Origin of the sequence: Streptomyces sp. WAC04114, assembly GCF_019733245.1 — a bacterium.
GTDB lineage: Bacteria > Actinomycetota > Actinomycetes > Streptomycetales > Streptomycetaceae > Streptomyces > Streptomyces massasporeus_A.
The window spans coordinates 1-25611 of sequence record NZ_JAIGQA010000123.1; the positions used below are offsets into that span (position 1 = coordinate 1).

Genomic DNA, 25611 nt, shown 5'->3' on the forward strand with positions numbered 1-25611 from the left:
GGGCGCAGGGGCACGGTGGGGGGGCTGCCCCTTCCACCGGGCCGGTCCTGCACGGGCCAGGCGTCCACCGGGCTCTCGGGCGCACCGCCGGTGTCGTGCTGATCGGCTTCGGCCTCGCGGTGGCCGGTACCGCCGGCTGACACGCAGCACGGCCGCGCCGGCTGCCCGGCCGCGAACGGTGCGCGGTCCCGAGGGCGGCGTGCGGTCCCGAGGGCGGCGGCGCAAGACCGGTGACATTGCCGGTCCGCATGGGGCGGCAGGTCCCCGACAGTGGCACGGCCAGCCCAACGGCGGTGCCCGACCGCGGGCACGCGGCAGACGCCCCAGGTCCCGCGTGCCCGTGGAACGGCCCATCGCCACGACAGAGAGGACGACTCGTCGTGCACCTCAAGCCCCACACCGACTCACCGACCCGCCCCCGCGGGCGCCGGGCCGGACGACTTGCCGGAGCCACCGCCGCACTTGCCCTCGCCGTCGGCCTGGGCCCCCTGGCCGGCCCGGGGGCCCACGCCGCGGACAACCCCTACGAGCGCGGCCCGGCCCCCACCGCCGCCGGCATCGAGGCATCGCGCGGTCCGTACGCCGTGTCGCAGACGTCCGTCTCCTCGCTGTCCGTCACCGGATTCGGCGGCGGCACGATCTACTACCCGACGTCCACCGCCGACGGCACCTTCGGCGCCGTGGCCGTCTCGCCCGGCTATACCGCCTACGAGTCGTCCATCGCCTGGCTCGGACCGCGGCTTGCCTCGCAGGGCTTCGTGGTGTTCACCATCGACACCCTCACCACGCTCGACCAGCCCGACTCGCGCGGCCGCCAGTTGCTCGCCGCCCTCGATTACCTCACCGAGCGCAGCTCGGTCCGCACCCGCGTCGACGCGAGCCGCCTCGGCGTCATGGGCCACTCGATGGGCGGTGGCGGCAGCCTGGAGGCCGCCAAGTCGCGTCCGTCCCTGCAGGCGGCGATCCCGCTGACCCCGTGGAACCTCGACAAGACCTGGCCCGAGCTCACCACCCCGACCCTGATCTTCGGCGCCGACGGCGACACCATCGCCCCGGTCGCCTCCCACGCCGAACCGTTCTACTCGAGCCTGTCCTCCTCGCTGGACCGGGGCTATCTGGAGCTGAACTCGGCGACCCACTTCACGCCCAACTCGTCGAACACGACGATCGCGAAGTACAGCATTTCCTGGCTTAAGCGGTTCATCGACAACGACACCCGCTACGAGCAGTTCCTGTGCCCGCTGCCCCGGCCGAGCCTGACCATCGAGGAGTACCGGGGCAACTGCCCGCACGGTTCCTGACCCGTCCCGCGCCCCGGGCCACGGGGGCCGGGGCGCGAGAGACCGGCGGCGGACGCGAGCGAGGCGTCCGCCGCCGGTGGCGTGCCCGGGCACTCCCGGAGCGGCCGTCCGTTGGGCCGCCGCACAATCCGTCCACCGGCCGGGCCCGGTCAACGCGCAGGTGAAGCCATGGGTTTGCGCGTCGTATCACGCGGACGTCAGCCTTCCGGTCTTCCTTACGCGCAAGTAGCCTCCGTGGGATGACGGGAGACAGCAGCACGGTGCGCACGGCCCCCCGCACAGGGAGCGGGAACGGTCGCGACGCCGCCCGGTCGGCCGCCGAGGACCGTGGCCGTGCCGAACTCGAGCGCGGCAGGCGCCAGTTCTTCGACGGGCCCGTCGGCGACGCGCGCGAGACCCTGCTGCTGGCCGCGTCCCTGCTGGCCGCCGACGCCCCGGAGACCGCCGAGGCCGCCCACCTCGCCGCGGCGGACGCGGCCTGGGCCGCCGGGGACGTGGTGGCCTGCCTGACCACCCTCGACGGCACGGACGTGGCAGGGCCGGCGGACGGCCGCGCGGCAGTCGCGTTCATCGCCCTCGAAGGCGGAGCATCGACGGCCGTCGAGGGCGGCGCTTCGGCAACCGGCGAGGACGGTGCCGCGTCGATGCCGCGCGGCACGGTGGCCCCACCGGTGCCCGGTGCGCCACCCGGCACGGGAGCCTCGTTGTCGCCGGGTGCCGCGCTGGGCCCTGACGCTTCACTGTCGCCCGGTGCGCCGCGAGGCACGGGAGCCTCGCTGCCGTCCGACGTCCGGCGTGTCCTCGATGGTCCGCTGTCGCCGGGTGCCGCGCTGGGCCCTGACGCTTCACTGTCGCCCGGTGCTCCACCCGGCACGGGAGCCTCGTTGTCGTGCGACGGCAGGCGTGTCCTCGATGGTCCGCCGTCGTACGGTGCAGCGCTGGGCCCTGACGCTTCACTGTCGCCCGGTGCGCCGCGAGGCACGGGAGCCTCGTTGTCGTGCGACGGCAGGCGGGTCCTCGATGGTCCGCCGTCGTACGGTGCCGCGCTGGGCCCTGACGCTTCACTGTCGCCCGGGGCCGCGCTGGGCCCCATCGCCCCACCATGTCCCGGCGTCACGAACCTCACCCTTCCGCCCGACGGGGCCGCGCAATCGGAACAGCCCGCCCCCGGCCCCGGACCAGGCGGATGGGTCCGCGACCTGTTCTTCCAGGACTACCGCGACGGTATGCGTGCCCTGCTGGCGCGGCGGCCGGAGCACGCCGCCGGGCCGCTGCGGCGCGTGCTGGACCGGGCCCGCCGCGACGACCGGCCGGAGCGGCTGCTGCGCGCAGCGGCGGCGGCCCTGCTGCTCGGGGACGTCCACGCGGCCCGCACCGCCGGGGCCCGCGCCCTCGCGGCCGCCCGGGCCATCGAGTGCGCCGCGTTCGAGGCACGCGCCCTGGAGTACCTGGCCTACGGCGAACTGCGCGCCGGCCGTCATGCGCAGGCGCGCTCCCACGCCGAGGACGGCGTGCGCGCGGCGCTCACGGCCGGTCACCGCAACACCGCGGCGAGCCACCACGCGATGCTCGCCCTGGCCGCCTCGATCGAGGGCGACACCGCCGCGGTGGCCCGGTACGCCTCGGCCGCCCTGACCACCGCCCGTCGCCACGGCCTGGCCCAGGCCGCGACCCTGGCGGAGTGGGCCACCGCCCGCGCCGACCTGGCCCGCGGCCGTCCCCTGGACGCCGCCGACCGGCTCGGGCCCCTCGTCGGTCCCGGCCCGCGGCGCGGTCACTTCGCCGTCTGGATGCTCGCCGTGCCCTGCTTCGTGGAGGCCGCGGTACTGGCCGGGCAGCCGGAGGACGCCCGCGGCGTCGTCGCCGACCTCGCCCGGTGGGCCTCTTTCGGTGCCGATCCGCACGCGCCGGCCCAGTACGCGCGCTGCCGGGCCCTGCTCGCCGCGGACGACCGCGAAGCCGACGACCTCTACCTGCGGGCGCTCGCCCTGCACGACGAGTCCGGCGGCGACTTCGAGCGAGCCCGCACCGAGCTCCTGTACGGCCGGTGGCTGCGGCGTCGCCGCAGGCTGCGGGAGGCGCGCGGCCGGCTCGGAGCCGCCCTGGTCGGCTTCGACCGCTGCGGCGCCGGAGCCTGGGCCGACCAGACCCGGGGCGAACTGCGCGCCAACGGAGCCGCGTCCGGGAAGGAGCCGGCCGCGGGGCTGTCGGGGCTGACGCCGCAGCAACTGCGCATCGCACGCCACGTGGCCGAAGGGGCCACAAACCGGGAGGTGGCCCAGCGGCTGGCCGTCAGCACCCGCACGGTCGACTACCACCTGCGCAACGTCTTCGCCGCCCTCGGCGTCCGCTCCCGTATCGAACTGGCCCGCATGGTCGACCAGGAGCAGCGCCGAGAGCAGCGCTGAGCCCTCGAAAAACTTGGCGGCCGCATCGAGAAGAAGCCGCACGACCCCTGGGGACCGACCGGACGGTATGTCATCCTGCGAAGCAGCACTACACGGGTGACGACGACCGTAGGGGCAGCGCACCCGCCGGACGCCGCCGCGCCCGGACGGCGTCGGGGGCCGCCGCAAGGCCGAAGTCGGGGGAGGACCGCCATGCATCCTGCCGCACGCACACGTACGACGTTCCGCACCGGGCCGACGCCCGTTCCGCGGCCGCGGTCACGGCGGATCCGGTCGCTGATCGACGCCGACGCGCTGCGCGTCCTGCACCGGGCCGCCCGCGTCCTGCTGGACGACCTGCCGGACCTGACCGACCGGCTGCTGGCGGTCCTGCGCGAGCAGGAACCGGCCTACCGGACCGTGCTGGACAACGACCATGCCGCCACCTGGCAGGAGGCGCACCGCTCGCTGCGGCACAGCGTGACCTCGCTGCTCGACCCGCGCGGCACCCGTGAGGCCGCCCACCGCTGCACCTGGCGGATCGGTGCCGCCCGGGCCGAGCAGGGGCTGCCGCTGGACGCCCTGCTGCACGCGTTCCGGCTGGGCGGGTCCCTGGTGTGGCAACGGCTGGTCGAGGAGACCACCCGCTCGGAGCCGGAGGACATCCGGCTCCTGGTGCACGTGGCCACCGATGTGTGGAACTTCGTCGACGAGCACTGCACCCTCGTGGCGGACGCCTACCGGCAGACCGAGCGGCAGCTCGCCTGGCGGCGCGAGAACAGGGTGCGGCTGCTGGCCGCCGCCCTCCTGGACGGCACGAGCCGGATCGCGGACTTGCCCGAGACCGCCGAGCGGCTGAGCCTGCCCGAGCACGGCCGGTACGTCGTCGTCGCCATCGCCGGCGGCCCGCCGCATGATCTCCCGCCCGGCGGGAGCGCGTACCTCCACTCGGGAGTGGAGGTGGACCACGGCATCGTCCTGGTCGACGACGAGGGCGACGGGGAGGCCGACCGGGACCCCCTCGCGGCGCTGGACCTGACCCCCGACGACCCGGCAGGCCGCCGGATCGGCGTCGGCAGCGCCGTGACGGGACTCGCCGCCGTCGGCGACGCCCGGCGCCTGGCCGACCTGGCGCTGAGCATCTGCCCACCGGAAGGCGGCACGGTCCGGCTCACCGAACACCTCCCCGAGGCGCTGGTCGTCTCCTGCCCGGAGCTCGGCGCGAGCCTCACCGAGCGGGTGCTCGGCCCCCTGCTCCGCCTGGAACCGGCCGACCGCGACGTACTGCTCGACACCCTGGTCGCCTGGTTCGCCTGCGAGGGCTCCGCCCAGCGCGCCGGTGAACGGCTGTACTGCCACCGCAACACCGTCCTGAACCGCCTGCGCCGCTGCGAGCAGCTCATCGGCCGTTCCCTGGCCCGCCCGCACGACGTGGTGGAGATCAGCCTCGCACTGACGGCGCGTCGGCTGCCGCGCGCCTGACCGGAGATTCCGCAGGGCCTGCCCGGGGGTGCGCAACCGCACCCCCGGGCACGGCTGTGCAGAGTGCGCAGCCCCACCCCGGGCAGGGCTGCCCACGGGCGCGCAGCCGCACCCCGGCGCGGGTTGCGCACCCTCGCACCTGGTCGGCCGCACCCGTCCCCGTCAGCCCCGGGCCGGGAGCCCCGGCCCTGGGCAGCCGCACAATCCCCGCCGACTCCCGTTGGGAGCATGCAGCCACCCGGCCCGAACACCTGTACCGCCCCTGCGTGCCCGTGCTGTCGTGAGCTGCCCTTCCCCCGAAGCAGCCGTGCCCGACGGCACGGACCCGAGGAGCCGTGATGCCCGAAGCACCACCGGACGAGGAGCCCGCCCTGCACGTCGAGTGCCTCGACGTGACCTACGGCCGCGCCCTGTCCGCCCTTCGCTCCGTGTCCTTGACCGTCCCGCACGGCACGGTCGTCGCCCTGCTCGGCGCCAACGGCGCGGGCAAGACGACCCTGCTGCGGGCGGTGTCGGGCACCCTGCGACTGCATCGCGGCGCGATCACGGCCGGCCGTATCCGCTACGGCGCCACGGAACTCGACGGGCGGGACCCCGTCGCCGCGGTGCGCGCCGGGGTCGTACAGGTCCCCGAGGGACGGCGGGTCTTCGCCGGGCTCACCGTCGACGAGAACCTGCGCTCCGGCGGCCTCGGCCTCGGACGGCGCCGCCCGCACCAGGTTGCCGAGGCCCGGGAGCGGGTCTTCACGCTCTTCCCGCGCCTCGCCGAACGCACCCGGCAGGCGGCGGGCCTGCTCTCCGGCGGCGAGCAGCAGATGCTCGCCATCGGCCGGGCCCTCGTGGCCGCACCCCGCCTGCTCCTGCTCGACGAGCCCTCCCTGGGCCTCGCCCCGCAGATGGTGTACCGGATCGCCGAGGTCGTCCGCGAGATCAACGCGCAAGGCACCGCCGTGCTGCTCGTCGAGCAGAACGCCGGCATGGCGCTGTCCCTCGCCGACACCGCCCACGTCCTGGAGGTCGGCGAAGTGCGCCTCTCCGGGCCCGCCGAAGAACTCGCCCGCACGGACGCCGTGAAGCGGCTGTATCTGGGCGAGGCCGCCCGGGAAGGCACCGAATCCACCGAGGAAGACGCCGAGGCCGCCCGGGAAGGCGCCGAGACCGCGCAGAGAGCCGGAACCACCGAGGGGCAGGGAGCCGCGTGACCGTCCGCACCACCGCACCGCCCGAACTCGCCGTGACGGAGGTGACCGTCCGCTTCGCCGGGCTCACCGCCCTCGACGCGGTGTCCTTCACCGTCGCCCCGGGCTCCGTCCACGCGCTCATCGGACCCAACGGAGCGGGCAAGTCCACCTGCTTCAACGTGCTGTCGGGCCTGTGCCGCCCGGCCACCGGCACCGTACGCCTCGGTGATGCCGACCTGACCCGGCTGGCGCCCCACCGCATCGCCGCGCTCGGCGTGGCCCGCACCTTCCAGAACATCGTCACCACCCAGGGCACGGTCGCCGACAATCTGATGCTCGGCCGCCACGCCCTGTCCCGGGCCGGATTCGCCGCCAGCGCGCTGCGTCTGCCGCACGTACGGCGCGAACAGCGCGAACACCTCGCCCGGGCCCGCGAGATCGCCGAACTCACCGGGCTCGGACACCACTTCGACAATCCCGTCGCCCTGCTCTCCTACGGCGACCGCAAACGCGTGGAGTTCGCCCGCGCCCTCTGCCTGGAGCCCAGCGTGCTGCTGCTGGACGAGCCGGTCGCCGGGATGAACGCGGCCGAACGCGCCCGGACGGTCGAGGTCGTGCACGCCGTACGCGCCGAACTCGGCCTGTCCGTCGTACTGGTGGAGCACGACATGGGCCTGGTGATGCGACTGGCCGACGAGGTCACCGTCCTCGACTTCGGACGCGCCATCGCCCACGGCACCCCCGACGAGGTCCGCGGCGACCCCGAGGTGCTGCGCGCCTACCTCGGCACCGGCGCCGAACAGGAGGACGCGGCATGACCACCCTGCTGGACACGCTCTTCAACGGCCTGGCCCTGGGCGCCGTCTACGCCCTCGTCGCGCTCGGCTTCGTCATCATCTTCAAGGCCTCCGGCGTCATGAACTTCGCCCACGGCTCCCTGCTCCTGCTCGGCGGCTACCTCACCGCCGTACTCCACGACGACCTCGGCTTCGCCGGGGCCCTCGCGGTGTCCGTCCTGGTGACAGCGGCCGTGGCCGGTGTCATGGACCGCTTCCTGCTCCAGGCCGGGGGTCCGGACCCGCACGGCGCCCATGTGCAGACCATCGTCACCATCGGCGTCGACATCCTCATCCTCACCGACCTGTCCCGGCGCATCGGCGGCGACCTGCTCTCGCTCGGCGACCCCTGGGGCGACTCGGTCAGCGCGCTGGGGCCGGTGACCGTCGCGGACAGCCGGATCGCCGCGATCGTGGTCTCCGCCGTGGTCATCGCCGGGGTCTTCGCCCTGTTCCGGTACACCTCCTGGGGCCTGTCCCTGCGCGCCGCGGCCGAGGACGTCGAGGCGGCCTCCCTGATGGGTGTACGGCTGGTGCGGATCCGCATGCTGGCCTGGTGTCTGGCCGGAGCGCTGGCCGCCCTGGCGGCGGTCTTCCTCGCCGCGTTCCCGGCGCCCGGGCTGGAGCGCACGACGGGGCAGATCGCCCTGAAGGCGTTCCCGGCCGCGATTCTCGGCGGGATGGCCTCGCCACCCGGCGCCCTCGCGGGCAGCCTGCTGATCGGCATGACCGAGGCGCTCGTCGCGGGCTACCAGTCCGATCTGCGCGTCCTGGGCGAGGGGTTCGGCGACGTCGCACCCTACGCGGTGATGGTCCTGGTGCTGCTGGTGCGGCCGACCGGGCTGTTCGGAGGAAAGGCGGCGGTCCGTGTCTGAGCGACTCTCCCGAACCCGCGCTGTCCGCGTGGGCTGGACCTCGGCGGCCGTCGTCGTCCTGTGCGCGCTGCCCTTCTACCTCGACGCGTTCTGGCTGCGCATCGGCCTGTTCTCGATGGCGGCGGCCATCGGCGCGGTGGGCCTCGGCCTGCTGTCCGGCACCGCCGGCCAACTCTCCCTCGGCCACGCCTTCTTCCTCGCCGTCGGCGCCTACGGATACGTGTGGCTGGCCGGTGAACCCGGCCCCGGGCTGCCCACCGCCCTGGCCGCCGTACTCGCGGTCCTGCTCGCCGGGGCGGCCGGCGGGCTCTTCAGCCCCGTCGCCGGCCGGGTGCGCGGCATCTACCTGGGCGTCGCGACCCTCGCCCTGGTCTTCCTCGGGCACCACGTCCTGCTCACCGCGGACTCCGTCACCGGCGGATTCAACGGCCGCTCGGTACCGCCCCTGGAACTCGGCGGCTTCTCCTTCTCCGCGGAATCCGAACTGACCCTGCTGGGCGTGCCGTTCGGTGCCGAGGAACGACTGTGGTACCTGGGCATCGGTCTGTTCGCGGTCACCTGGTTCACGGCTCGCGGACTGCTCCGCGGCCGCCCCGGGCGCGCTCTGGTGGCGCTGCGCGACAGCGAGACCGCGGCGGCCGTGATGGGCGTGAACGTCTCCCGGCACCGCTCGGCGGCCTTCGTCGTCTCGTCGATGTACGCGGGCCTGGCCGGGGTGATGCTCGCCCTCTCCTTCCGCCGTGTGGTGCCCGACTACTTCGGCCTGGTGCTGTCGGTCGACTACCTCGCCATGATCGTCATCGGCGGTCTCGGATCGGTGGCCGGAGCCACCGCGGGCGCCGTCTTCGTCACCGCCCTGCCGCTGCTGATGACCCGCTACGCCGACCAACTCCCGCTGGTGGCCGCCCCCGGCACCACCGACGGCACGGTCGGCCCCACCGAGGCCGCCCGCTACCTCTACGGAGCGGCGATCGTCCTGATCCTCCTCTTCGCCCCCGACGGCCTGCACGGCCTGGTCCGCCGCCTGCGCGCACGCCTGCGCGGCCGTCGGGCCGTCCCACCGCCACCCGCCGGCACCACCTCGCCTTCCCTGCCGCCCACGTCAGCCGTACGAGCCAAGGAGCCCACCCCGTGAAGTCCACGCACCACACCGCACCACGCACCAGAACGCTTCTGGCCACCGCCCTCGCGGCCCTGCTGCTCGCGGGCACCGGATGCAGCTCCAAGGCCGGCTCCTCCGGGAGCGCCGACGACGGCGCCGACGGCATCAAGACCGGCCCCGGAGTCACCGGCAAGACCATCCGGCTCGGCGCCCTGACGGATCTCACCGGCCCCTACGCCACCCTCGGCAAGAGCATCGTGCAGGCCCAGCAGATGTGGGCCGACGAGGTCAACGCCCGCGGCGGCATCTGCGACCGCCGCATCGAGATCGTCGTCAAGGACCACGGCTACGACGTCCAGAAGGCCGTCACCGCCTACGCCGACATCTCCACGGACGTCGTGGCGCTGCCCCAGGTCATCGGCTCGCCCGTGATGGCCGCCCTGCTCGACGACATCGAACGGGACAAGGTGCTCACCTTCCCGCAGGCCTGGGCCGCCTCCCTGCTCGACCGGGACTCCGTCCAGGTCCTCGGCACCACCTACGACATCGACATGATCGCCGCGGTCGACTTCCTCACCCGCACCAAGGGCGTGGCGAAGGGCGACACGATCGGCCACGTCTACTTCGAGGGCGACTACGGCGCGAACGCGCTGGAGGGCTCGAAGTGGGCCGCGAAGAAGGCGGGCCTGAAGGTCGCGGGCCAGAAGATCAAGGCGACGGACACCGACCTGTCCGCCCAGGTCTCGGCGCTGCGCAAGGAGGGCGTCAAGGCGATCCTCATCAGCGCCGGACCGGCCCAGACGGCCTCACTGGTCGGAGTCGCGGCATCCCGAGGCCTGAAGGTACCCGTCGTCAGCAACGCCCCCGGCTACGCCCCGCAGCTGATGAAGACTCCGGCCGCCCCGGCCCTGGCGGCCATGCTGAACGTGGTCAGCGCCATCCCCGCGGTCAGCTCCGACGTGGCCGGGGTCCGTACGATGGTCGCCTCCTACAAGAAGAAGTACCCGGGCTCCCTCGTCGACTCCGGTGTGCTCTCCGGCTACAACGCCGCTCAGGTGATGGGCGCCGACCTGAAGAAGGCGTGCGAGAACGGCAGTCTGGCCCGCGAGGACGTGGTCAAGGCCCACCGCTCCCAGTCCAGCGTCGACGTCGGCCTCGGCTCGCCACAGAACTTCTCCGACAAGGCACGGCCCGCGAGCACCTCGACCTATGTGCACAAGCCGGACGCCAAGGCGGTGGGGGCAGCGGTGAACGTCGAGAACGCCCACATCGCGCCGGGCGTCAAGGAGTACCTCGATTCGCGGAACTGACGGCGGGTCCTAGGATCGGCCCGTGATCGCTGACCTGCAGTGTGTGGTGCTCGACTGCCCCGAACCGGTGGAACTGGCCGCGTTCTACGGGTCGATCCTGGGCGGCATCGTCAACCAGCCGGACCGGCGGTGGGCGTTGAGTGACGACTGGGCGACGCTGCACACGCCGTCCGGCGTCGTCCTGGCGTTCCAGCGGGCAGCCGACCACCAACCGCCGCTGTGGCCGGACCCGTCCCGGCCACAGCAGTTCCACCTCGACTTCGGCGTCGCGGACCTGGACCGGGCCGAGGAGCAGGTACTGGCCCACGGGGCAACGGTGTTGGACGCCGGTGCCGACGGGCGGAGCTGGCGGATCTACGCCGACCCGGCGGGACACCCGTTCTGCCTGGTCCGCCACTGAGGAAAGTCCGTTGGTCGCATCTTCGGGATGCTGCCTGAGCGAGACGGAACGCGGCGTCCACCGGCTGCTGCGACAAACGCCTAGGCGGAGGCGTCGGCGCTTCGGTCCCCCGGCACGGGGGCGCCGGCGGTCCGGGCCTCCAGGGCGTGCAGGACGGCCACCATGTCCTCGCCGCCATGGCCCCGTCGGACGGTCTCGTCGTAGAGGGCGTGGCACACGTCGAGCAGGGGGGACGCCAGCTCGGCCTTGCGGGCGGCCTCGGCGATCAGGCGGTTGTTCTTCAGGACGTCCGCGGCGGCCGCCTGGACCGAGAAGTCGCGCTCCAGCAGTTTGGGCGCCTTGCCCCGGGAGACGGCACTGGCCATGGGGCCGGCGTCCAGGACGTCCTTGAGGAGCCGCTGATCGAGCCCGTGCCGCTCGGCGAAATGGAACGCCTCGGCAAGCCCCGTGACCACGGCGATCAGGAACAGGTTCACGGAGAACTTCAGCAGCAGGGCGCCCGGGACGGCCCCGCACCCGAACGCCTCCCGGCACAGCGGAGCGAGCAGGGGCCGGACGGTCGCCACGGCGTCGTCGTCGCCCGCCAGCATCCCGACCAGTTCGCCCCGCTCGGCGGGGACCCGGCTGCCGGAGACCGGGGCCTCGACGTAGCGCCCGCCCGCGGCCCGGACGTCCTCCTGGAGGCCGCAGGAGTACTCCGCCGAGGTCGTGCCCATGTGAACGACGGTGCGGCCGGCCACGCGCGGGGTGAAGTCCGGGGTGCCGCGCCCCAGGACCGCGTCCACGGACGTCTCGTCGGCCAGCATGAGGAACACGGTGGGGGCACGGTGGAACACGTCGGCGGCGCTCGCCGCCACCTCGGCACCGGCGGCGCGCAGCGGCCCGCAGCGCTCCGGGGAGCGGTTCCAGACCACGAGCGGGGACCCGGCGCGGGCGAGGTTCAGTGCCATGGGCTGACCCATGACGCCGAGACCGATGAAACCGACGTACATGACGCACCGCCTCCTGCGGCTCGCACGGCAGCCGAGCCGTCGCCGCCCTCGACTATGACGGCGGTCATAGTAGCCGCGATTATGACGGCGGTCATAGAGTGGGAGCCGGCAAGGACGTGTCAGAGAGCTGATGTGCTGGAGAGCCGAAGGAGGCCGAGGGTGGCGAAGGCGGAACGGGGACCGCGGGAGCGCATGGTCTTCAGCGCGGCCCAGCTCATCCGCCGCGACGGCGTCGCCTCCACCGGCATGCGCGAGGTCGCCGTGACCGCCGCGGCCCCTCGCGGCTCGCTCCAGCACTACTTCCCCGGCGGCAAGACACAGTTGGTCGACGAGGCGGTGGGCTGGGCGGGCGGATACGCGGCGGACCGCGTCAGCCGCTTCCTGGCCTCGCTGCCCGAACCGACGCCGAGCGGACTCTTCGCCGCGATGGTGCGTCAGTGGACCGACGAGTACGAGGCCGCCGGCTTCGCGGGCGGCTGCCCGGTCGCGGCGGCCACGGTGGACTGCGCGGAGTCGGTCCCCTCCACGCGGAAGGCGGCGTCCGTGGCCTTCGCCACCTGGACCGGTGCGGTCGCCCGGGCCCTGACCGGGATGGGGGTGCCCGAGGAACGCACCGGCGCACTCGCCACGCTCATGATCAGCAGCCTGGAGGGAGCCATCCTCCTCGCCCGTGCCGAGCAGGACGTCCGGGCCCTGACGACCGTGGCCCGGGAACTGGGCCCGGTCCTCGACGCGGCGGTGCGGACGCCGGACGGCTCACCGGCCGGCGGCGACAGCGGCGCTAGTCCTGGTACTGCGTGAGGTCGATGCCGTACACCGCGAGGTCGTGGCCGTGGACCGGGTCCTGCGCGGTGCCTTCCGCCTGCATGCCGAGCTTGTCGAGGACGTTCGCGGAGGCCGCGTCGGTGATCCGGCGCACGGCCACCACCCGGTCGAGACCGCGGTCCTGCACCGCGAACTCCAGGGTGGCGTGGGCCGCTTCGGAGGCGTACCCCTGACCCCAGAACACCCGCCCGAGCCGCCAGCTGATCGCCACCTGCCCGGCGATCTCCGCCGGAGCGTCGGCCACGGACAGACCGACGGCGCCCGCCAGCTCACCGGAGCCCAGGAGTTCGACGGCGAACATCCCGAACCCCTCCTCGTCCCACTCCTCCTCCCACGCCTCGATGTCCTGCGCGGTCTGGTCCTCGGAGCGCGTCGCGCCGTCGCCGACACGGCGCATCACCGCCGGGTCGGCATGGATCTCGGACAGCGGGACGAGGTCGTCCTCCAGCCATCGGCGCAGAAGGAGTCGAGGCGTGCGAATTTCGGTCATGGGCCCATCCTGCCGACGCCGAGGTGAGAGTGCGAACCGCGGCTCACGCACCGGGGCCGTTGCGCTTGCCGATCAGGTCCCGGTACAGGGCCGCGCGTTCCTCATGGGTCCTGGCCTTGGCGAACTCGGTCTTCCAGTCCTTCTCCAGACGCTTCAGTTTCTGCACCCAGTCGCCGAACTCCCGCAGGTCGACGTGGCGCTGGCTCGAGGCGAGGGGAGCCTTGGCGCCGGGCTTGTCGTCCTTGTGGCCGCCGAGGTGGCTCACGGGGTTGTTGTTCTTCTCGCTGCTCGTCACCCCGTGCTGGTAGCCGTCGGGCGTCCTGCCTCCCGGCCCGGCGGTCTCGATGCCGACCTGCAGTGCGCCGTCACGCTTGCTGGTCGGGGGCTTGTAGCCCATGAACAGGTGCCCGTACGACTCGTCCGGGAGGATGGTGTCGCCGTGGTAGTCGTTGTTCCCCATACCGCCCACGGCGAGGGGCAGGCCATAGAGGTGGCTGTGGGGGTCCAGCCAGTTCTGCACGGTGGCCCCGATCTCGCCCTTCTCCACGAACCCGCCCCGCGTCCCGTCCTTCCCGTTGTCGCCGATCTCCATGTGGTGCGTGCCGAACCCGCGCCGGTACACCGGTGCCGCGGGTGCCGACCGGGGCTCCCAGGCCTTCGGGTTCTCCTTGGTGATGTGGAGCCACTGGGGCAGCTCGTAGCCGTGCTGGCCGTCAGCCAGTTGCGGGATGCGGACGTTGACGCGACCGCCGTAGGCCAGTGCGTGGGCGACGTCGTCCTTGAAGTCCTCGTGGATGCCCGCCTCCGGGTTGAAGGCCTTGAGCCCCTCCTTGAGGATCAGGAAGATCCTGGTCAGCAGCTCGGTGCCGCGCTCGACGCGCTGTCGGTGCCGATCGGCGTCCGGCACGTCGTCGCTGATGCCGGGAGGGAGGAACGTCTTCACGAAGGTCTGGAAGGTCTCTGGCAGTCACAGGCCGGGGCGTGGGGCGTTCGCCGATGCGGTTGGCGTTCGAGCGGTTCTGTGCCTGGGCACGCATGCGCGTCTCCCCCTTCGTTCGACGAGGGCCCTCCCCTCCTACCCGACCGGCGCCCGCCGCCGGGAGGTCCGCGGGGGCAGCCCCGGGGGCAGTCCCCGCCGCGGCGCACGGCACCTGCCGCTCGGCTGCGCCTACGGGCCGCCCGGAACGGGCTCCTGCGACCGAGGCGGTGCGACCACGCCCACCGCCGCGAGGAGCAGCACCACCGCGGCGATCACGAGGAGCGCCCGGCCGGTGCCCAGCGGCACCAGCAGCAGCGTGCCCAGCACACCGCCGCTGAAGATGCCGCCCACGGTGGCCGTCCACCGGGTCCTGGCCAGCCGCTGCTTCGCCGTCATGCCGCGCAGCGCCGCCCGGGGACGTCGCAGCACGTCGTTGATGAGCTCGGCGATGGCCGTCTGGCTCAACAGCGTCGGCATGCCCGGCACATGGACGCGCAGGACGGTGGAGGCACGCACTCCCATGGCCAGCGCCACGAGCGCGACGACCCCGCGGTCGTCCTGGGCGGGGATGGCCCCGGTGCCGTGTCTCGCCAGGGCCAGCGCGCCGGCGCACACCAGCAGCACGGCCTCGCAGACGAGCCCGACCGGAAACCACGGCCGTCCGCGCCCGGCGAGCCACGCCAGTACGACACCCGCGCTGGCCGCCCCGGCCATGAACGCGCCGATCGCGATGGCGGGTCGCGCCACCGGAATGTCGCCCTCCCCGGCGAGCCCGAACGACAGGAAGAGCACGTTGCCGGTCGCCAGCGCGCAGAACACCTTCCCCATGGTCAGAAAGCTCACGGCGTCGACGGCACCGGCCAGCACGGTCAGCACGGTCATGACGGCCACCCGCCGGGCATCGGTCGCGAGGACCGGGGACGCATCGGACATGCGGCCAGTGTGAGCAGCGCCGAGGACCCGCCACAGGACCGTGACCGGGACACGCGGCCGATGGCTACGGGCGGGCTACCGGAGGTGCGGGCAGGCTGGGGCGCCCTGCTCCGGGGCACTGGGGCGGTCGGGGCCGCCTTCCGTGCCGGCCCGTCGGCGCCTGGAGTTCGGGCACAGCGAGTCACCACGAGGAGCGATCACATGGTCGGTGTCCCGAGCGCGCCTTGACGTCGTCGGCCGTGACCGGCCTGTCATCGCGTGCTGCCCTTGATGTCGCCGCACAGCGAGCCGGCTCGCTGCCGGCGGCCCGCCTGCCGAGCCGGTTCGGGTGCGGCACGGTCCTCGTGGGCGCGGCCGCGCTCGGCGACGGCGTGTTCCTGTGCGTGCCCGCGCTGCACGGCGCCTCCGCGGTGACGGTTCCCGCCTCCTCGCGGTCGGCTTCGTGTTCGGGTTCGGCGGCCGGCTGGTGAACGTCACGGTCATGGCCGTACGGCAGGCCGTGACTCCGGACGGGCTGCAGGGCCGCGCGGCGGCGACGATCACGTTCGCCGGGATGGGCCTGACCCCGCTCGGCTCCCTTGCCGGTGGATTCCTCGCGGGGGAGTGGAGGCTGCGCACCGGCCTGCTGGTGACGGCCGCGGGCATGCTGCTGTCCCCCGTGGTGATGGCCCTCCCCGCTCACGCGCCTCGGACGGGACCTTCCGGCCCTCCACGACACGCCACCGGCGGCCGGTCGGACAGGATCCCCCGGCCCCGCCCGGGAAACCTGATCTCCCCGGCCGCGATCGGGACGTGAAAGGCTGGAAGGGTGAGGACCGACCCAGCGGGCCGGCGTACGGCGCGGATCCCGCGCAGGTCGCCCCGTGGACGCGAGGTTCGGCCGAGGGCGCGGCGCTCTCCCGGCGCGTCCCCTGGTCGAACGCAGGCCGCGTACCGCATCGGGAACGGGTTGCCGACCTGCGAGGAGACCGCCGTGTGCGGTTGCCCCCGCGTGCAGGTACGGCGGTGAGGTCGACAGGCCTAAGGGGCGAATGCGATGAGCCGAGCGAATCAGCCTCCGGAGGGTGATCCGGAGGAGGCGGCATCCGGCCCGAGCGGGCTGATGGACCTCCTCGGCGTCGCCGCGGTGCTGGTGGAGGCCGACGGCCGGATCGACATGTGGAGCCCCCAGGCCGAGGAACTGTTCGGCTACACCTTCGACGAAGCGGTCGGGCAGTACGCGGCCGCCCTGCTGCTCCATCCCGAGCATCGGGAGGCGGGGCTCGCACTGTTCGCCGAGGTGGTGCAGACCGGCCGAGGCTGGGCGGGACCGTTCCCCGTGCGGCGCAAGGACGGCAGCACCCGGACGGTCGAGTTCCGCAACATGCGGCTGACCGACAGCCTCGGTGACCACTATGCGCTCGGGCTCGCCACCGACCGGGCGACCGTGCGGCAGGTGGAGCGCAAGGTGGCCCTGTCCAGTCAGCTGGTCACCCAGGCGCCGATCGGCCTGTCCGTCCTGGACACCGAGTTGCGGTACGTGGCCGTCAACGGGGCCCTGGCCGCGATGCACGGCGTCCCGGAGGCCGACCACATGGGACGCCACTACCGGGAGATCCTGCCCGGCGCGCCCTTCACGACCGCGGAGAACCAGATGCGGGAGGTCTTGGAGACCGGCCGGCCCCTGGTCGACGAGCAGGTGGTGGGACGTACCCGAGCCGACCCGGACAACGACCACGCCTGGGCCGTGTCGCTCTACCGGCTCGAAGACCAGGGCGGACAGGTGCTGGGCATCGCCAACGTGGCCGTGGACGTCACCGACCGTTACGAGTCGGCCCGGCAGGCCGAACGGGCCCAGCAGCGCCTGCGCCTCATGGCCGACGGTTCGGCCCGCATCGGGACCACCCTCGAAGTGGAGCGGACCGCCCAGGAACTCGCGGACGTCCTGGTGCCCGACCTGGCCGACATGATCGCGGTGGACATCCTGGACTCCGTCCTGCGGAAGGGCCGCCCGGACCGCGGCGACGGCCCGGCACTGTTCCGCGCCCTGGCGGTGAAGACCGCCTACCCCACCGCTGCCTCCGAGGCGATCATCGCGCCCGGCCACCTCACGACCTACCACGCCGACCACCCGGCGGCCGACTGCCTGCGCACCCGCAAGCCCCAGCTGATCACCCACCTGGAGATCGGCGATCTCAGCCGTATCGCGGCCGACGACGCCGCCGCCGGCCTGCTCGCCGAAGCCGGGGTCCACACCGACATGGCCGTCCCCCTCATCGCCCGCGGAGAGATCATCGGCGTGATGGGCCTGGCCCGCGCCCGCAACCCGCAGCCCTTCGACGAGGACGACCTCACCCTCGCCTGCGAGCTGGCCTCGGCCGCCGCGCTGAGCATCGACAACGCCGTCCTGCACCAGCACATCCGCAAGGCCGCCGAGACCCTTCAACGCAGCCTGCTGCCCCGGCCGTCGCCCCGCCGCCCCGGCCTGCAGATCGCTGCCCGGTACCGGCCCGCGCAGGCCTTCAGCGAGGTGGGCGGCGACTGGTACGACATCATCCCCCTCAGCGGTGACCGCACCGCCCTGGCGGTGGGCGACGTCATGGGCAGCGGCATCCCGGCCGCCACGACCATGGGCCGGTTGCGCACCGCCACCTCCACCCTCGCCGACCTCGATCTCGCGCCGAGCCGGATCCTCACCCACCTCGACAAGATCACGCAGGGCCTGGACCCCTACATCGCCACGTGCGTGTACGCGGTCTACGACCCGCACGGCTGCCGCCTGCACCTCTCCTGCGCCGGCCACCTGCCCCCGGTCCTGGTGCGGGCCGGCAGGCCACCCGAACTGCTCGACCTGCCCACCGGCACCCCGCTGGGCGTCGGCAGCGGCGCCTTCGAGACCTCATCCGTCGAGATGAACCCCGGCGATCAACTGGTCCTCTACACCGACGGTCTGGTAGAGACCCGCGACGACCCCATCGACAAGCGCCTGGACCAGCTGCTGCGCCTGCTGGCCCCACCGCACCCGTCCGCGGAGGAGACCTGCGACCGGCTGCTCCGGGAGCTTCGTCATCCCGCCGACCATGACGATGTCGCGTTGCTCATCGCACATGCGCAGCCCCTGACCGCGACCTGAGCGGATCCCGGATCCGTGGGAGCCCGGGAGCTCGCGGGTGTGTGCGAAGCGACCCCCGGTGTTATTCAATGAGGTGTGCGGTCAGGGACTCGGGGCCCCACCGCACGGGTCCGAGAACAACCCCGGCACCCGCGCTCGGGATTGCTGAGAGAGCCGCATGGACTCCACACCCTCGCCCTCGTCCTCCTCGGCGTTCGACCTGGTCAGCCGCGCTCTGGGGCGCTATATCCCGCGTGGCGGAGCGGCGGCGTCCGCCGGCACTGCCGAAGCGCAGGGCGACCGCACCCGCCGGCAGCCGCCCGAGAAGCCGGCAGCCGGCCGTCAGGAGCAGATCCTCGGCGCGCTCAACCTGGACACGGACCTGACCATCACCCGCTGCAACCTTGAAGCGCCTGTGTTCGCGGGTCTGGACGCGGGCGCCGGGAAGCCGTTCGTCGATCTCCTGCCCCCCGGTGACGTGCCGACGGTCACCCGGCGGCTGCGGCAGGTCATCGAGAGCGGTGAGGCGCACGTCGCCCGGATCCAGCGGCTGCGCCGGGGCGACGGGTCGGAGCTGGTGGTCTCCATGAGCATCCTGCCCGCCGCGGCACCCGAGGGGGGCCTGACCGTCTCCGTGATCGCCATGGCCAGGAGGCTCCACCTCTACGCCGCCGAGACCGCGATCGGCACCTCGCTGGACATCGGCGAGACCGCGCAGTCACTGGCGGAGTCCCTGCTGGCCTGGGGTGACGTGGCAGCCGTCGACCTCGACTTCGCCGTGTGGACGGGCGAGGGAGTCACCGGAGAGACGCAGGGGCGCATCCATCTGCGGCGGGCGGCCCTGGTGCCGGACCGGGTGTGGCCCGAGGGGTACATGACTCCTGGCGACGATCTTCCCGGGGACGCGAGTCGGCTGCTGGCGCAGGCGGTGCTGCGGGACGACGCCCCGCAGACCATCGTCATACCCGACCGGGAGGCCCTCGAGCGCGTCTTCGACAGCCCACGCGCGGTGCGTGCCCTGGTGCCCGGCGACCGGTCGGCAGGGCTGGCGTGCATACCCCTGGTCCTGGACGGCGCACCGCCCGTCGTGCTGGGCGTGGCGGAGGTCTGGCGACGGGCGGACAGCCCCTTCCGCGACGGTGAGCTGTTCGACCTGCAAGAGCTGGTGGCCCGGACCGCGCACCACGTCGACCTGGCCCGTCAGCACCAGCGTGAGCACACCCAGGTGCTGGCGTTGCAGCGCCGGCTCCTGCCCCGGAGCGGCGGCGACACCATCGACATCGCCAGCGTCTACCAGCCCGCCACCCCCGACAGCGCGGGCGTCGGCGGCGACTGGGTGAACAGCTTCCCGCTGCCCGACGGCCGTACCGCACTGGTCGTCGGCGACGTCGTCGGGCACGGCCTGGGAGCCGCGGCCACCATGGGCCAGCTGAGCATGGAGGCGCGGGCGCTGCTGTCCGCGGGGCTCGCGCCCGACCAGGTGCTGGAGCACCTGGACGAGACGGTGACGGTGCTGGACGACGCGGAGTCCGGGCTGGCGGCCGGCTACAGCGCCCTCGGTTCGACGTGCTGCATCGCCCTCTACGACCCGGTCGGCCACCATGTGACCCTGTCCAGCGCCGGGCACCTCCCGCCGATCCTGATCTCCCCGGACGGGCGCGCGGGACCGCTCTCGATCCGCCCTCACCCCGGCCTGGGAGCGGAGTTCGCGCTGCGGGAGCCGTTCGACGTGTACACCGTCGGCGTGCCGCCGGGCTCCATGCTCGCGCTCTACACCGACGGCCTGGTGGAGGACCGCGCCCTGTCGATCGACGAGGGGATCGACAGACTGTCGGACATGGTCTCCACGGTGCACCCCTGGGACTCCCTGCAGCAGACCGCACGACAGATCGTTTCCACGCTGGCGCCCGCGCCGCAGCGTGACGACGTGACCCTGCTGCTCGCGCGGATGATCGGCTACCGCAAGGAGGACACGGCGACCTGGCGGCTGCCCGCCCGCAGCGACGCCCCCGCCCGGGCCCGCGAGCACGTCGCCGCGCTGCTGGGGCGATGGGGCACCAGGGACGTCACCCGGGACAACACGCTGCTGCTGGTCAGCGAGCTCGTCACGAACGCGGTGCGCTTCGCCGAAGGGCCCGTCACGGTGCGGCTGATCAGGGCCGGCCACGGCCTGCTGTGCGAGGTGGGCGACAGCGGCAACGGCAGACCACGTCTGCGGCGGGGCGATCTGCTCGACAACGGCGGTCGTGGCCTGAGCATCGTGCACCGGCTCACCACCCGGTGGGGGGTGCGGTGGACCGACACCGGGAAGGTCGTCTGGGCGGAAGTCGCGAAGTAGCGCGGCTACACGCCCGGGACGCGGCCGGCCCGGGGGAGTGCGGCGGCCTGAGCGGCGTGCTCGTCGGCCCAGGGTGCGGACGGCGCCCTCCGGCGCACTACAGCCACTGCCCCTCCAGGGCGGTGGCGGTGAGTCCCGGAGCGGCCGCGTACAGCACGGCGCGGCTGCCGGCCTTCTGCTGCCCGGCGTCGTGCGCCCGCCGCAGGATGTCGAACACGGCCGCGCCTCCGCGGTTGCCGCTGGTGTAGCTGTCCCGGCTGTAGTCCAGCAGCCCCGAGGGCCACGTGTCGGGCATCGTCTGCTCCATGTACTCCAGCACGCGGGTCCCCCCGGGGTGCGCGAGCAGTACGTCGGGGTGCCAGGCGTCGGGGTCGTCCTGGTACCGGGTGCGCAGCCACTCCCACATCGCGGTGACCGTATCCTGTACGGCGCGCGGCCCACGCCGGTCCATCACGAAGTGGGTGCCGTCCTCACGGGTCTCCAGGCGGTGCAGGTCCTGGGTGCCGGGCAGGGTGTGGTGCCACGCGGCGTCCAGCCGCAGCACCGACTCGGGCTTCGGGCGGCCCGTGACCACCGCGGCGACGGCGGTGTCCGCGAACAGCAACCGGACGATCAGGGACTCGAGGGTGTCGTCCGCGGGCTGGTAGGTGGTGCTCAGGGCCTCCGAGATGACGACGAGGACGACCCGGTCGGGGTCGGCGGCCACGAGGTCGGCCGCCAGCGCCAGGGAGCGGGTCCCCGCGATGCAGGCCCACTGCGTGGCCGGCAACAGCGTCGCGTCGCTGCGGAGCGACAGCCTGTTGGCCAGGGACATGTCCAGACCCGGCAGTGCCGGGGTGGTGGAGTGACTGGTGATCAGGCAGTCGACGTCCGCCGGGTCCAGCCCGGCGATCTGCAGGGCCCCGCGCGCCGCGCGCTCCCCGTAGGCCTGCACGGCTTCCCAGGCCGGTGCGGTGCGTTCCTGGACGGTCTGGGCCGCGGGTACGGTCTCCAGGGCTGCGACCACGCGGTCCACGTCCTGCCGGGTGAACCCGTCCCGGGCCAGGGCCTCTTGGGCCGGCTCGACGCCGACCGCGCGCAGGACGTTGCCCTTGCCTGGCGCGACGGCGGTCTCCAGGGGCAGCATCCATCCGCGGGTCTGTATGCCGGTACTGGCCGCGATGCCGTCGATCCGCGGCGCCCACGCCGCGTTCGGGTGCCGGCCGCTCACCTCCGCCACTATCTGGCTGGTCTTCACGGCATGCTCGCCGTGTATCACGGCAGGCGGGCAGAGGTATGCGGCCATGGTGGAGCACCTTCCGAGGGGCGGGGAGAATGTCACGAGGGCTGTGTCATGGGTCACTTTGAACTTCGTGCCCAAGAGAATGCCGTTGGGCCCCACTTCGGGGGCCGACGTCCGGTTCGAGCATGGACGCCAAATGGACATTTCCGCTGTGATGCAGACAACTTAGGCGGACTTTTGGGGGTGTGACACGGCACACACCGCCACATCGGGAGACGCACCACCGTTTTTCAGTCCCATACCGGCTCCAGCTTGCAGCGGAAGTGGCGCAGGAGCGGCGGCTGTTCGACCAGGCGGTAGCCGGGGATCCGCTCCTTGTCCTTGAGCGTGGCCGCGAGGACCTCGCCGATGTAGTTCAGGTGCCCGAGGCCGTACGTCCTGCGGGGAAGCGCGAGCCGGACCAGCTCGTAGGGTGCCGCGGTGACCGGGGCACCGTTCTCGTCCCGGTCAGCTCGACGTTGGCGCGCGTGGTGTCGAAGTGGGTGTTGCTGAGCGTGATCCGCCCCGGCGTGAGCAGGGCGGAGAAGAGGATGCGTTCCGCTGCCCGGCCCTGGTGGAGGGGCAGGACGCAGGGGTAGGAGGTCAGGTCACGGACCACGTCCCTGAAGTGGTAGAAGGACCGTGATCCGGCGTAGGACTCGTCACCGGCCATGCCCGCGGCCCACTGCGCTGCCGACAGGGCACCCGTGCCGGAGTCCGTGAGGAGGTCGATCGTGACCTCGTCGGCCCGCAGCCCGAACAGGTTGAAGTGCACGCGTCGCAGGGCCTGTTCGCGCTGGGCTCGCGTCGTCACCGGAATCGGCTCGACGACCTTGATCCTGTAGGGCTCCACTACGTCGCCCACCCTTCCTGAACACGGTTCGTGGCGCGCGGAGGGCGGACCGTGTAGGCCTCCGGCGAGAAGTAGACGTTCACCCGGGGCGGTTGCCAGGTGCCCTGCACGAGGGACACGTACGATCAATCAGTCCCACCCCGTCGCGCGGACGACGGGACGTCATCGCCGCCCACGCGGAGTCGAGGACACCGGGATCCATGCCGTGGCGCCGCAGTACGGCCGTGGCCCGGTCCCGGGCGACCTCGTCGTCCGGTGCGTAGTCGCGGACCGGTACGTGCACGGTGTAGCCGGTCGGGAGCGCCCGGTGCCGCTCGGTGTAGGACAGGCAGGACACCAGCGGCCGGTGGACGAAGCGTCCGGGATCGCCCGCGACCACGCGGCAGAACTCGCCGACCCGCTCCGCCGGTTCCCCGGGCAGCAGGCGCGACACCGTGTGCGCCTGCGCGACGGTGATGTCGTGGTGGGCGACGTAGACCGTCACCCGTGGCGTGTGCCAGCTGCCCAGATCGAGTGCGAAGAACAGGAGCTCGTCCTTGTCCGGGCCGCGGGGCATGGCCCGTTCCCGGAGGGCGGGCCAGGCCCCGCCGAATCCGAACCGGTTCAGTGCCTCCTGCGTGACCTGCGCGGACCGCTCTCGCCCGTGGGCCCTGCGGATTGACGTACACCTTGAGGCCCGCAGGCCGGTCCTGCCGCAGTTCCATCGCGCACCACAGTGCGAACAAGCCGTGCATAGCGGACGGGAAGAACAAGTCCTCGACCCGGCGCACCGGTTCGGTCGAGAAGTCCCGGCGTGCGGCCAGTGCCTCCAGGGCCCGCCGGCGGAGGCGGCCGTTCTCCTCGAGCGTGCTTGCCGAGCAACCGGGTTCGACCAGGAGGCGCAGGGACACCGGACTCCCGGCCGAGAAGGCGAGCGAGAACTCCGCGGGGGAGTGGTCGTCGCAGACGAACGAGCGTGAGGGCGGGCCGGCCCCGAGGGGGCGGTGGGCCGCGGGACCGAGCAGGTCGAGCAGCTCGGACAGTGCGCGACCGGAGCCGTCGCCGCGGGCCGCGAACCCTGCCGCGCCGCACATGCGGCGCGCCTGCCCTCTCGGATGCTCGCCCAGGGTCACCGAGGTGCGAGGCGCCGGGGGCGACGTCCGACCGGAGGTGGAGTGCGGCTGTCCGGGGTTTCGGGGGTGTCGGGGGTTGCTCAAAGCCATGTGTGGACTCCAGGACCGAGTGCCGTGAACGCCTTCGAAGCCGTACGACTCCTCCTGGACCGTGCCGCCGGCTCCGCCCCCGCCTTCCGGCTCACCGCCCGCAACCGCCAGGCGGTGGCCCAGCTGTGCCTGCGGCTGGACGGCATCCCCCTCGCCATCGAACTGGCCTCGGTACGTCTGAGCGCGATGACGGCCGAGGAGATCCTGGAGCGCCTCGACGACCGGTTCCGCCTGCTGTCCATGCCGAGGCCGCGCACGTCCGCCCGCGGTCACCACACCCTTCGCGGCATCGTCGACTGGAGCTACGACCTGTGCACCGAAGGCGAACGGCTGCTCTGGAACCGGCTGTCCGTGTTCTCGGGCGGCTTCGACCTGGAAGCGGCGGAAACGGTCTGTGCGGGCGAGGGAGTGCCCCGGGAGGACGTGCTCGACCTGCTGGCCGGGCTGGTCGACAAGTCGATCGTGGCGGTCAACAGCTCCGGTGAGCGGGCCAGGTACAGCCTGCTGGAGACCATCCGCCAGTACGGTCGGCAGCGGCTCCAGGAGGAAGGCGGCACGACACGGTTGCGGGTGCGGCACAGCGCGTTCTACCGGATGACCGCCGTACGAGCCGGCCAGGCATGGTGCGGGCCGCGTGAAGTCGACTGGCTGGTCCGGCTGCGCACCGACCTGCCCAACCTCCGCACCGCCCTCGACTACTGCGCGAGCCGACCCGACCTGGCGGGTGACGGACTGGAGATCGCGGTCAACCTGGCCCGCACGCGGTGCTGGTTCTTCAGCAGCACGCTGGGGGAGGGCCGGCACTGGCTGGAACGGCTGCTCGCCACGGGGGATCCCTCGACGTCAGCGACCACGAGAGCACCGGCGCCGACCGCCGGCGCGCTGGCGATGAAGGCGTGGATCGCGCTCTGCCAGGGAGACAACCCCGCGGCCGAGACGTTCCTGGCCGAATGCCGTGCCGTGGCCCGGGAACTGCCCGACGGCCCCTCGACGGCGCCGGTGACGTACATCGAGGGAGCGCACGCCATGCTGGTCCGCGGCGACCCGGCCAGCCGCGCGTTGCTGGCCGAGGCGCGAAGCCGGTTCCGTGCCGCGGGGCAGGACGGCGACGCGGCACATGGCGACGATGCTGTGGGCGATGGCAGAGGCGTTCCTCGGTACCCCCGCCTCGGCCTCCTCGGCTCGGGACGTGTACGTCGCCGAGGCCGAGGCGAGCGGAGCCGAATGGGCCCGCACCTGGGCCCAGTGGTGCTCGGGACTCGTGGAGTTGCGACACGGCGAAGCGCAGCGAGCCCTGGTGCCCCTGCAGCGGGCCCTGGCGCGGCAGCGGGCGATCGGGGACAGCTGGGGTCCGGTCTGGGGCCTGGAGACACTGGCGTGGGCGGTGGCGGCCACCGGCGACGGCACCCGCGCGGCGTGGCTCCTCGGCGCCGCCCACCGCATGCGCCGGGACACGGGGGTGGCGCTGATCGGCCTGCGCCCGTTCCACGAGGCGCACCTCGCCGCCGAGCGACGGGGGCGCGCGTCCCTGGGAGCCGAGGAGTACGCGGCGGCCTGGTCCCGGGGCGCCTCCGCCGAGGACGCCCCGGGACCGGTGCCGGAGGAGGGGGCGCCACGGGTGCGGGCTACACGCACCCGGACGGGTGGTTCCCACACTCCGACAGCGTAGGACGGCGCCTCAGGCGGGGCGGCGGGAGCGGGCCCGCCGGAAGCTCCATGGAGCCGCGTGTCGCCCGGCCCCGCCAGGAACCGGACTGCCTCCCCCCCCAGCAC

General features: G+C 73.2%; 19 protein-coding genes and 2 pseudogenes. 14 read left to right on the top strand and 7 right to left on the bottom strand.

Annotated features, from left to right (window positions below):
- The first annotated feature begins 380 nt into the window (after positions 1–380).
- From K4G64_RS26655 to K4G64_RS26695, 9 genes are all read left to right on the top strand, one after another.
- On the top strand, positions 381–1301 hold the full coding sequence (locus K4G64_RS26655) for an alpha/beta hydrolase (RefSeq protein WP_221758534.1): 921 nt from the start codon (positions 381–383) through the stop codon (positions 1299–1301).
- A 239-nt stretch (positions 1302–1540) separates the two neighbouring features.
- Positions 1541–3709, top strand: coding sequence for a helix-turn-helix transcriptional regulator (locus K4G64_RS26660; protein WP_221758535.1), 2169 nt, complete (start codon positions 1541–1543; stop codon positions 3707–3709).
- 192 nt (positions 3710–3901) lie between these two features.
- Positions 3902–5170 (top strand): CdaR family transcriptional regulator, encoded by a 1269-nt coding sequence (locus K4G64_RS26665; protein ID WP_221758536.1) that lies wholly within the window; start codon positions 3902–3904, stop codon positions 5168–5170.
- A 338-nt stretch (positions 5171–5508) separates the two neighbouring features.
- Positions 5509–6372: an ABC transporter ATP-binding protein gene (locus tag K4G64_RS26670; RefSeq protein WP_221758537.1), complete on the top strand. Its 864-nt coding sequence runs from the start codon at positions 5509–5511 to the stop codon at positions 6370–6372.
- Positions 6369–7169: an ABC transporter ATP-binding protein gene (locus K4G64_RS26675; protein WP_221758538.1), complete on the top strand. Its 801-nt coding sequence runs from the start codon at positions 6369–6371 to the stop codon at positions 7167–7169. Before K4G64_RS26670 ends, K4G64_RS26675 begins: the two co-directional genes overlap by 4 nt.
- Entirely contained in the window at positions 7166–8062 is an 897-nt protein-coding gene (locus K4G64_RS26680) for a branched-chain amino acid ABC transporter permease (RefSeq protein ID WP_221758539.1), read from the top strand. The genes K4G64_RS26675 and K4G64_RS26680 overlap by 4 nt, the downstream gene beginning before the upstream one ends.
- A gap of 28 nt (positions 8063–8090) precedes the next feature.
- Positions 8091–9197: a branched-chain amino acid ABC transporter permease gene (locus K4G64_RS26685; RefSeq protein ID WP_308122499.1), complete on the top strand. Its 1107-nt coding sequence runs from the start codon at positions 8091–8093 to the stop codon at positions 9195–9197.
- The gene (locus K4G64_RS26690; RefSeq protein ID WP_221758541.1) at positions 9194–10474 is read left to right on the top strand and encodes an ABC transporter substrate-binding protein; all 1281 of its coding nucleotides are present in this window, start codon (positions 9194–9196) and stop codon (positions 10472–10474) included. The genes K4G64_RS26685 and K4G64_RS26690 overlap by 4 nt, the downstream gene beginning before the upstream one ends.
- Positions 10475–10496: 22 nt before the next feature.
- The gene (locus K4G64_RS26695) at positions 10497–10874 is read left to right on the top strand and encodes a VOC family protein (protein WP_221758542.1); all 378 of its coding nucleotides are present in this window, start codon (positions 10497–10499) and stop codon (positions 10872–10874) included.
- An 80-nt stretch (positions 10875–10954) separates the two neighbouring features.
- Here the strand turns inward: K4G64_RS26695 and K4G64_RS26700 are convergent, their stop codons facing one another.
- Entirely contained in the window at positions 10955–11866 is a 912-nt protein-coding gene (locus K4G64_RS26700; protein ID WP_221758543.1) for an NAD(P)-dependent oxidoreductase, read from the bottom strand.
- A gap of 192 nt (positions 11867–12058) precedes the next feature.
- On the opposite strand from K4G64_RS26700, the gene K4G64_RS26705 reads away from it, so the two are divergent.
- Positions 12059–12667: a TetR/AcrR family transcriptional regulator gene (locus K4G64_RS26705; RefSeq protein ID WP_221758551.1), complete on the top strand. Its 609-nt coding sequence runs from the start codon at positions 12059–12061 to the stop codon at positions 12665–12667.
- On the opposite strand, the gene K4G64_RS26710 is transcribed toward K4G64_RS26705, so the two are convergent.
- From K4G64_RS26710 to K4G64_RS26720, 3 genes are all read right to left on the bottom strand, one after another.
- Positions 12648–13181, bottom strand: a complete 534-nt coding sequence (locus K4G64_RS26710; RefSeq protein WP_221758544.1) for a GNAT family N-acetyltransferase — start codon at positions 13179–13181, stop codon at positions 12648–12650. The two genes, K4G64_RS26705 and K4G64_RS26710, sit on opposite strands and share 20 nt — an antisense overlap.
- 43 nt (positions 13182–13224) lie before the next feature.
- On the bottom strand, positions 13225–14124 hold the full coding sequence (locus tag K4G64_RS26715; RefSeq protein WP_221758545.1) for a hypothetical protein: 900 nt from the start codon (positions 14122–14124) through the stop codon (positions 13225–13227).
- A gap of 225 nt (positions 14125–14349) precedes the next feature.
- Positions 14350–15093: a YoaK family protein gene (locus tag K4G64_RS26720; protein WP_221758546.1), complete on the bottom strand. Its 744-nt coding sequence runs from the start codon at positions 15091–15093 to the stop codon at positions 14350–14352.
- Positions 15094–15383: 290 nt separating this feature from the next.
- Between K4G64_RS26720 and K4G64_RS26725 the strand changes: the two are divergent.
- From K4G64_RS26725 to K4G64_RS26735, 3 genes and pseudogenes are all read left to right on the top strand, one after another.
- Positions 15384–15863 (top strand): annotated as a pseudogene (locus K4G64_RS26725) (MFS transporter); the annotation flags it as partial.
- Positions 15864–16129: 266 nt separating this feature from the next.
- Complete coding sequence (locus K4G64_RS26730; protein WP_221758547.1) at positions 16130–18205, top strand: SpoIIE family protein phosphatase; 2076 nt, start codon at positions 16130–16132, stop codon at positions 18203–18205.
- A gap of 157 nt (positions 18206–18362) precedes the next feature.
- Positions 18363–20522 (top strand): SpoIIE family protein phosphatase, encoded by a 2160-nt coding sequence (locus K4G64_RS26735; protein ID WP_221758548.1) that lies wholly within the window; start codon positions 18363–18365, stop codon positions 20520–20522.
- A 97-nt stretch (positions 20523–20619) separates the two neighbouring features.
- Here K4G64_RS26735 and K4G64_RS26740 read toward each other — a convergent pair whose 3' ends face one another.
- From K4G64_RS26740 to K4G64_RS40500, 3 genes are all read right to left on the bottom strand, one after another.
- Entirely contained in the window at positions 20620–21807 is a 1188-nt protein-coding gene (locus tag K4G64_RS26740) for a type III polyketide synthase (protein ID WP_221758549.1), read from the bottom strand.
- A gap of 352 nt (positions 21808–22159) precedes the next feature.
- Positions 22160–22636: a beta-eliminating lyase-related protein gene (locus tag K4G64_RS26745; RefSeq protein ID WP_308122500.1), complete on the bottom strand. Its 477-nt coding sequence runs from the start codon at positions 22634–22636 to the stop codon at positions 22160–22162.
- A gap of 79 nt (positions 22637–22715) precedes the next feature.
- On the bottom strand, positions 22716–23192 hold the full coding sequence (locus K4G64_RS40500) for a hypothetical protein (RefSeq protein WP_260461021.1): 477 nt from the start codon (positions 23190–23192) through the stop codon (positions 22716–22718).
- 670 nt (positions 23193–23862) lie between these two features.
- On the opposite strand from K4G64_RS40500, the pseudogene K4G64_RS26755 reads away from it, so the two are divergent.
- A pseudogene (locus tag K4G64_RS26755) lies at positions 23863–25611 on the top strand (hypothetical protein); the annotation flags it as partial.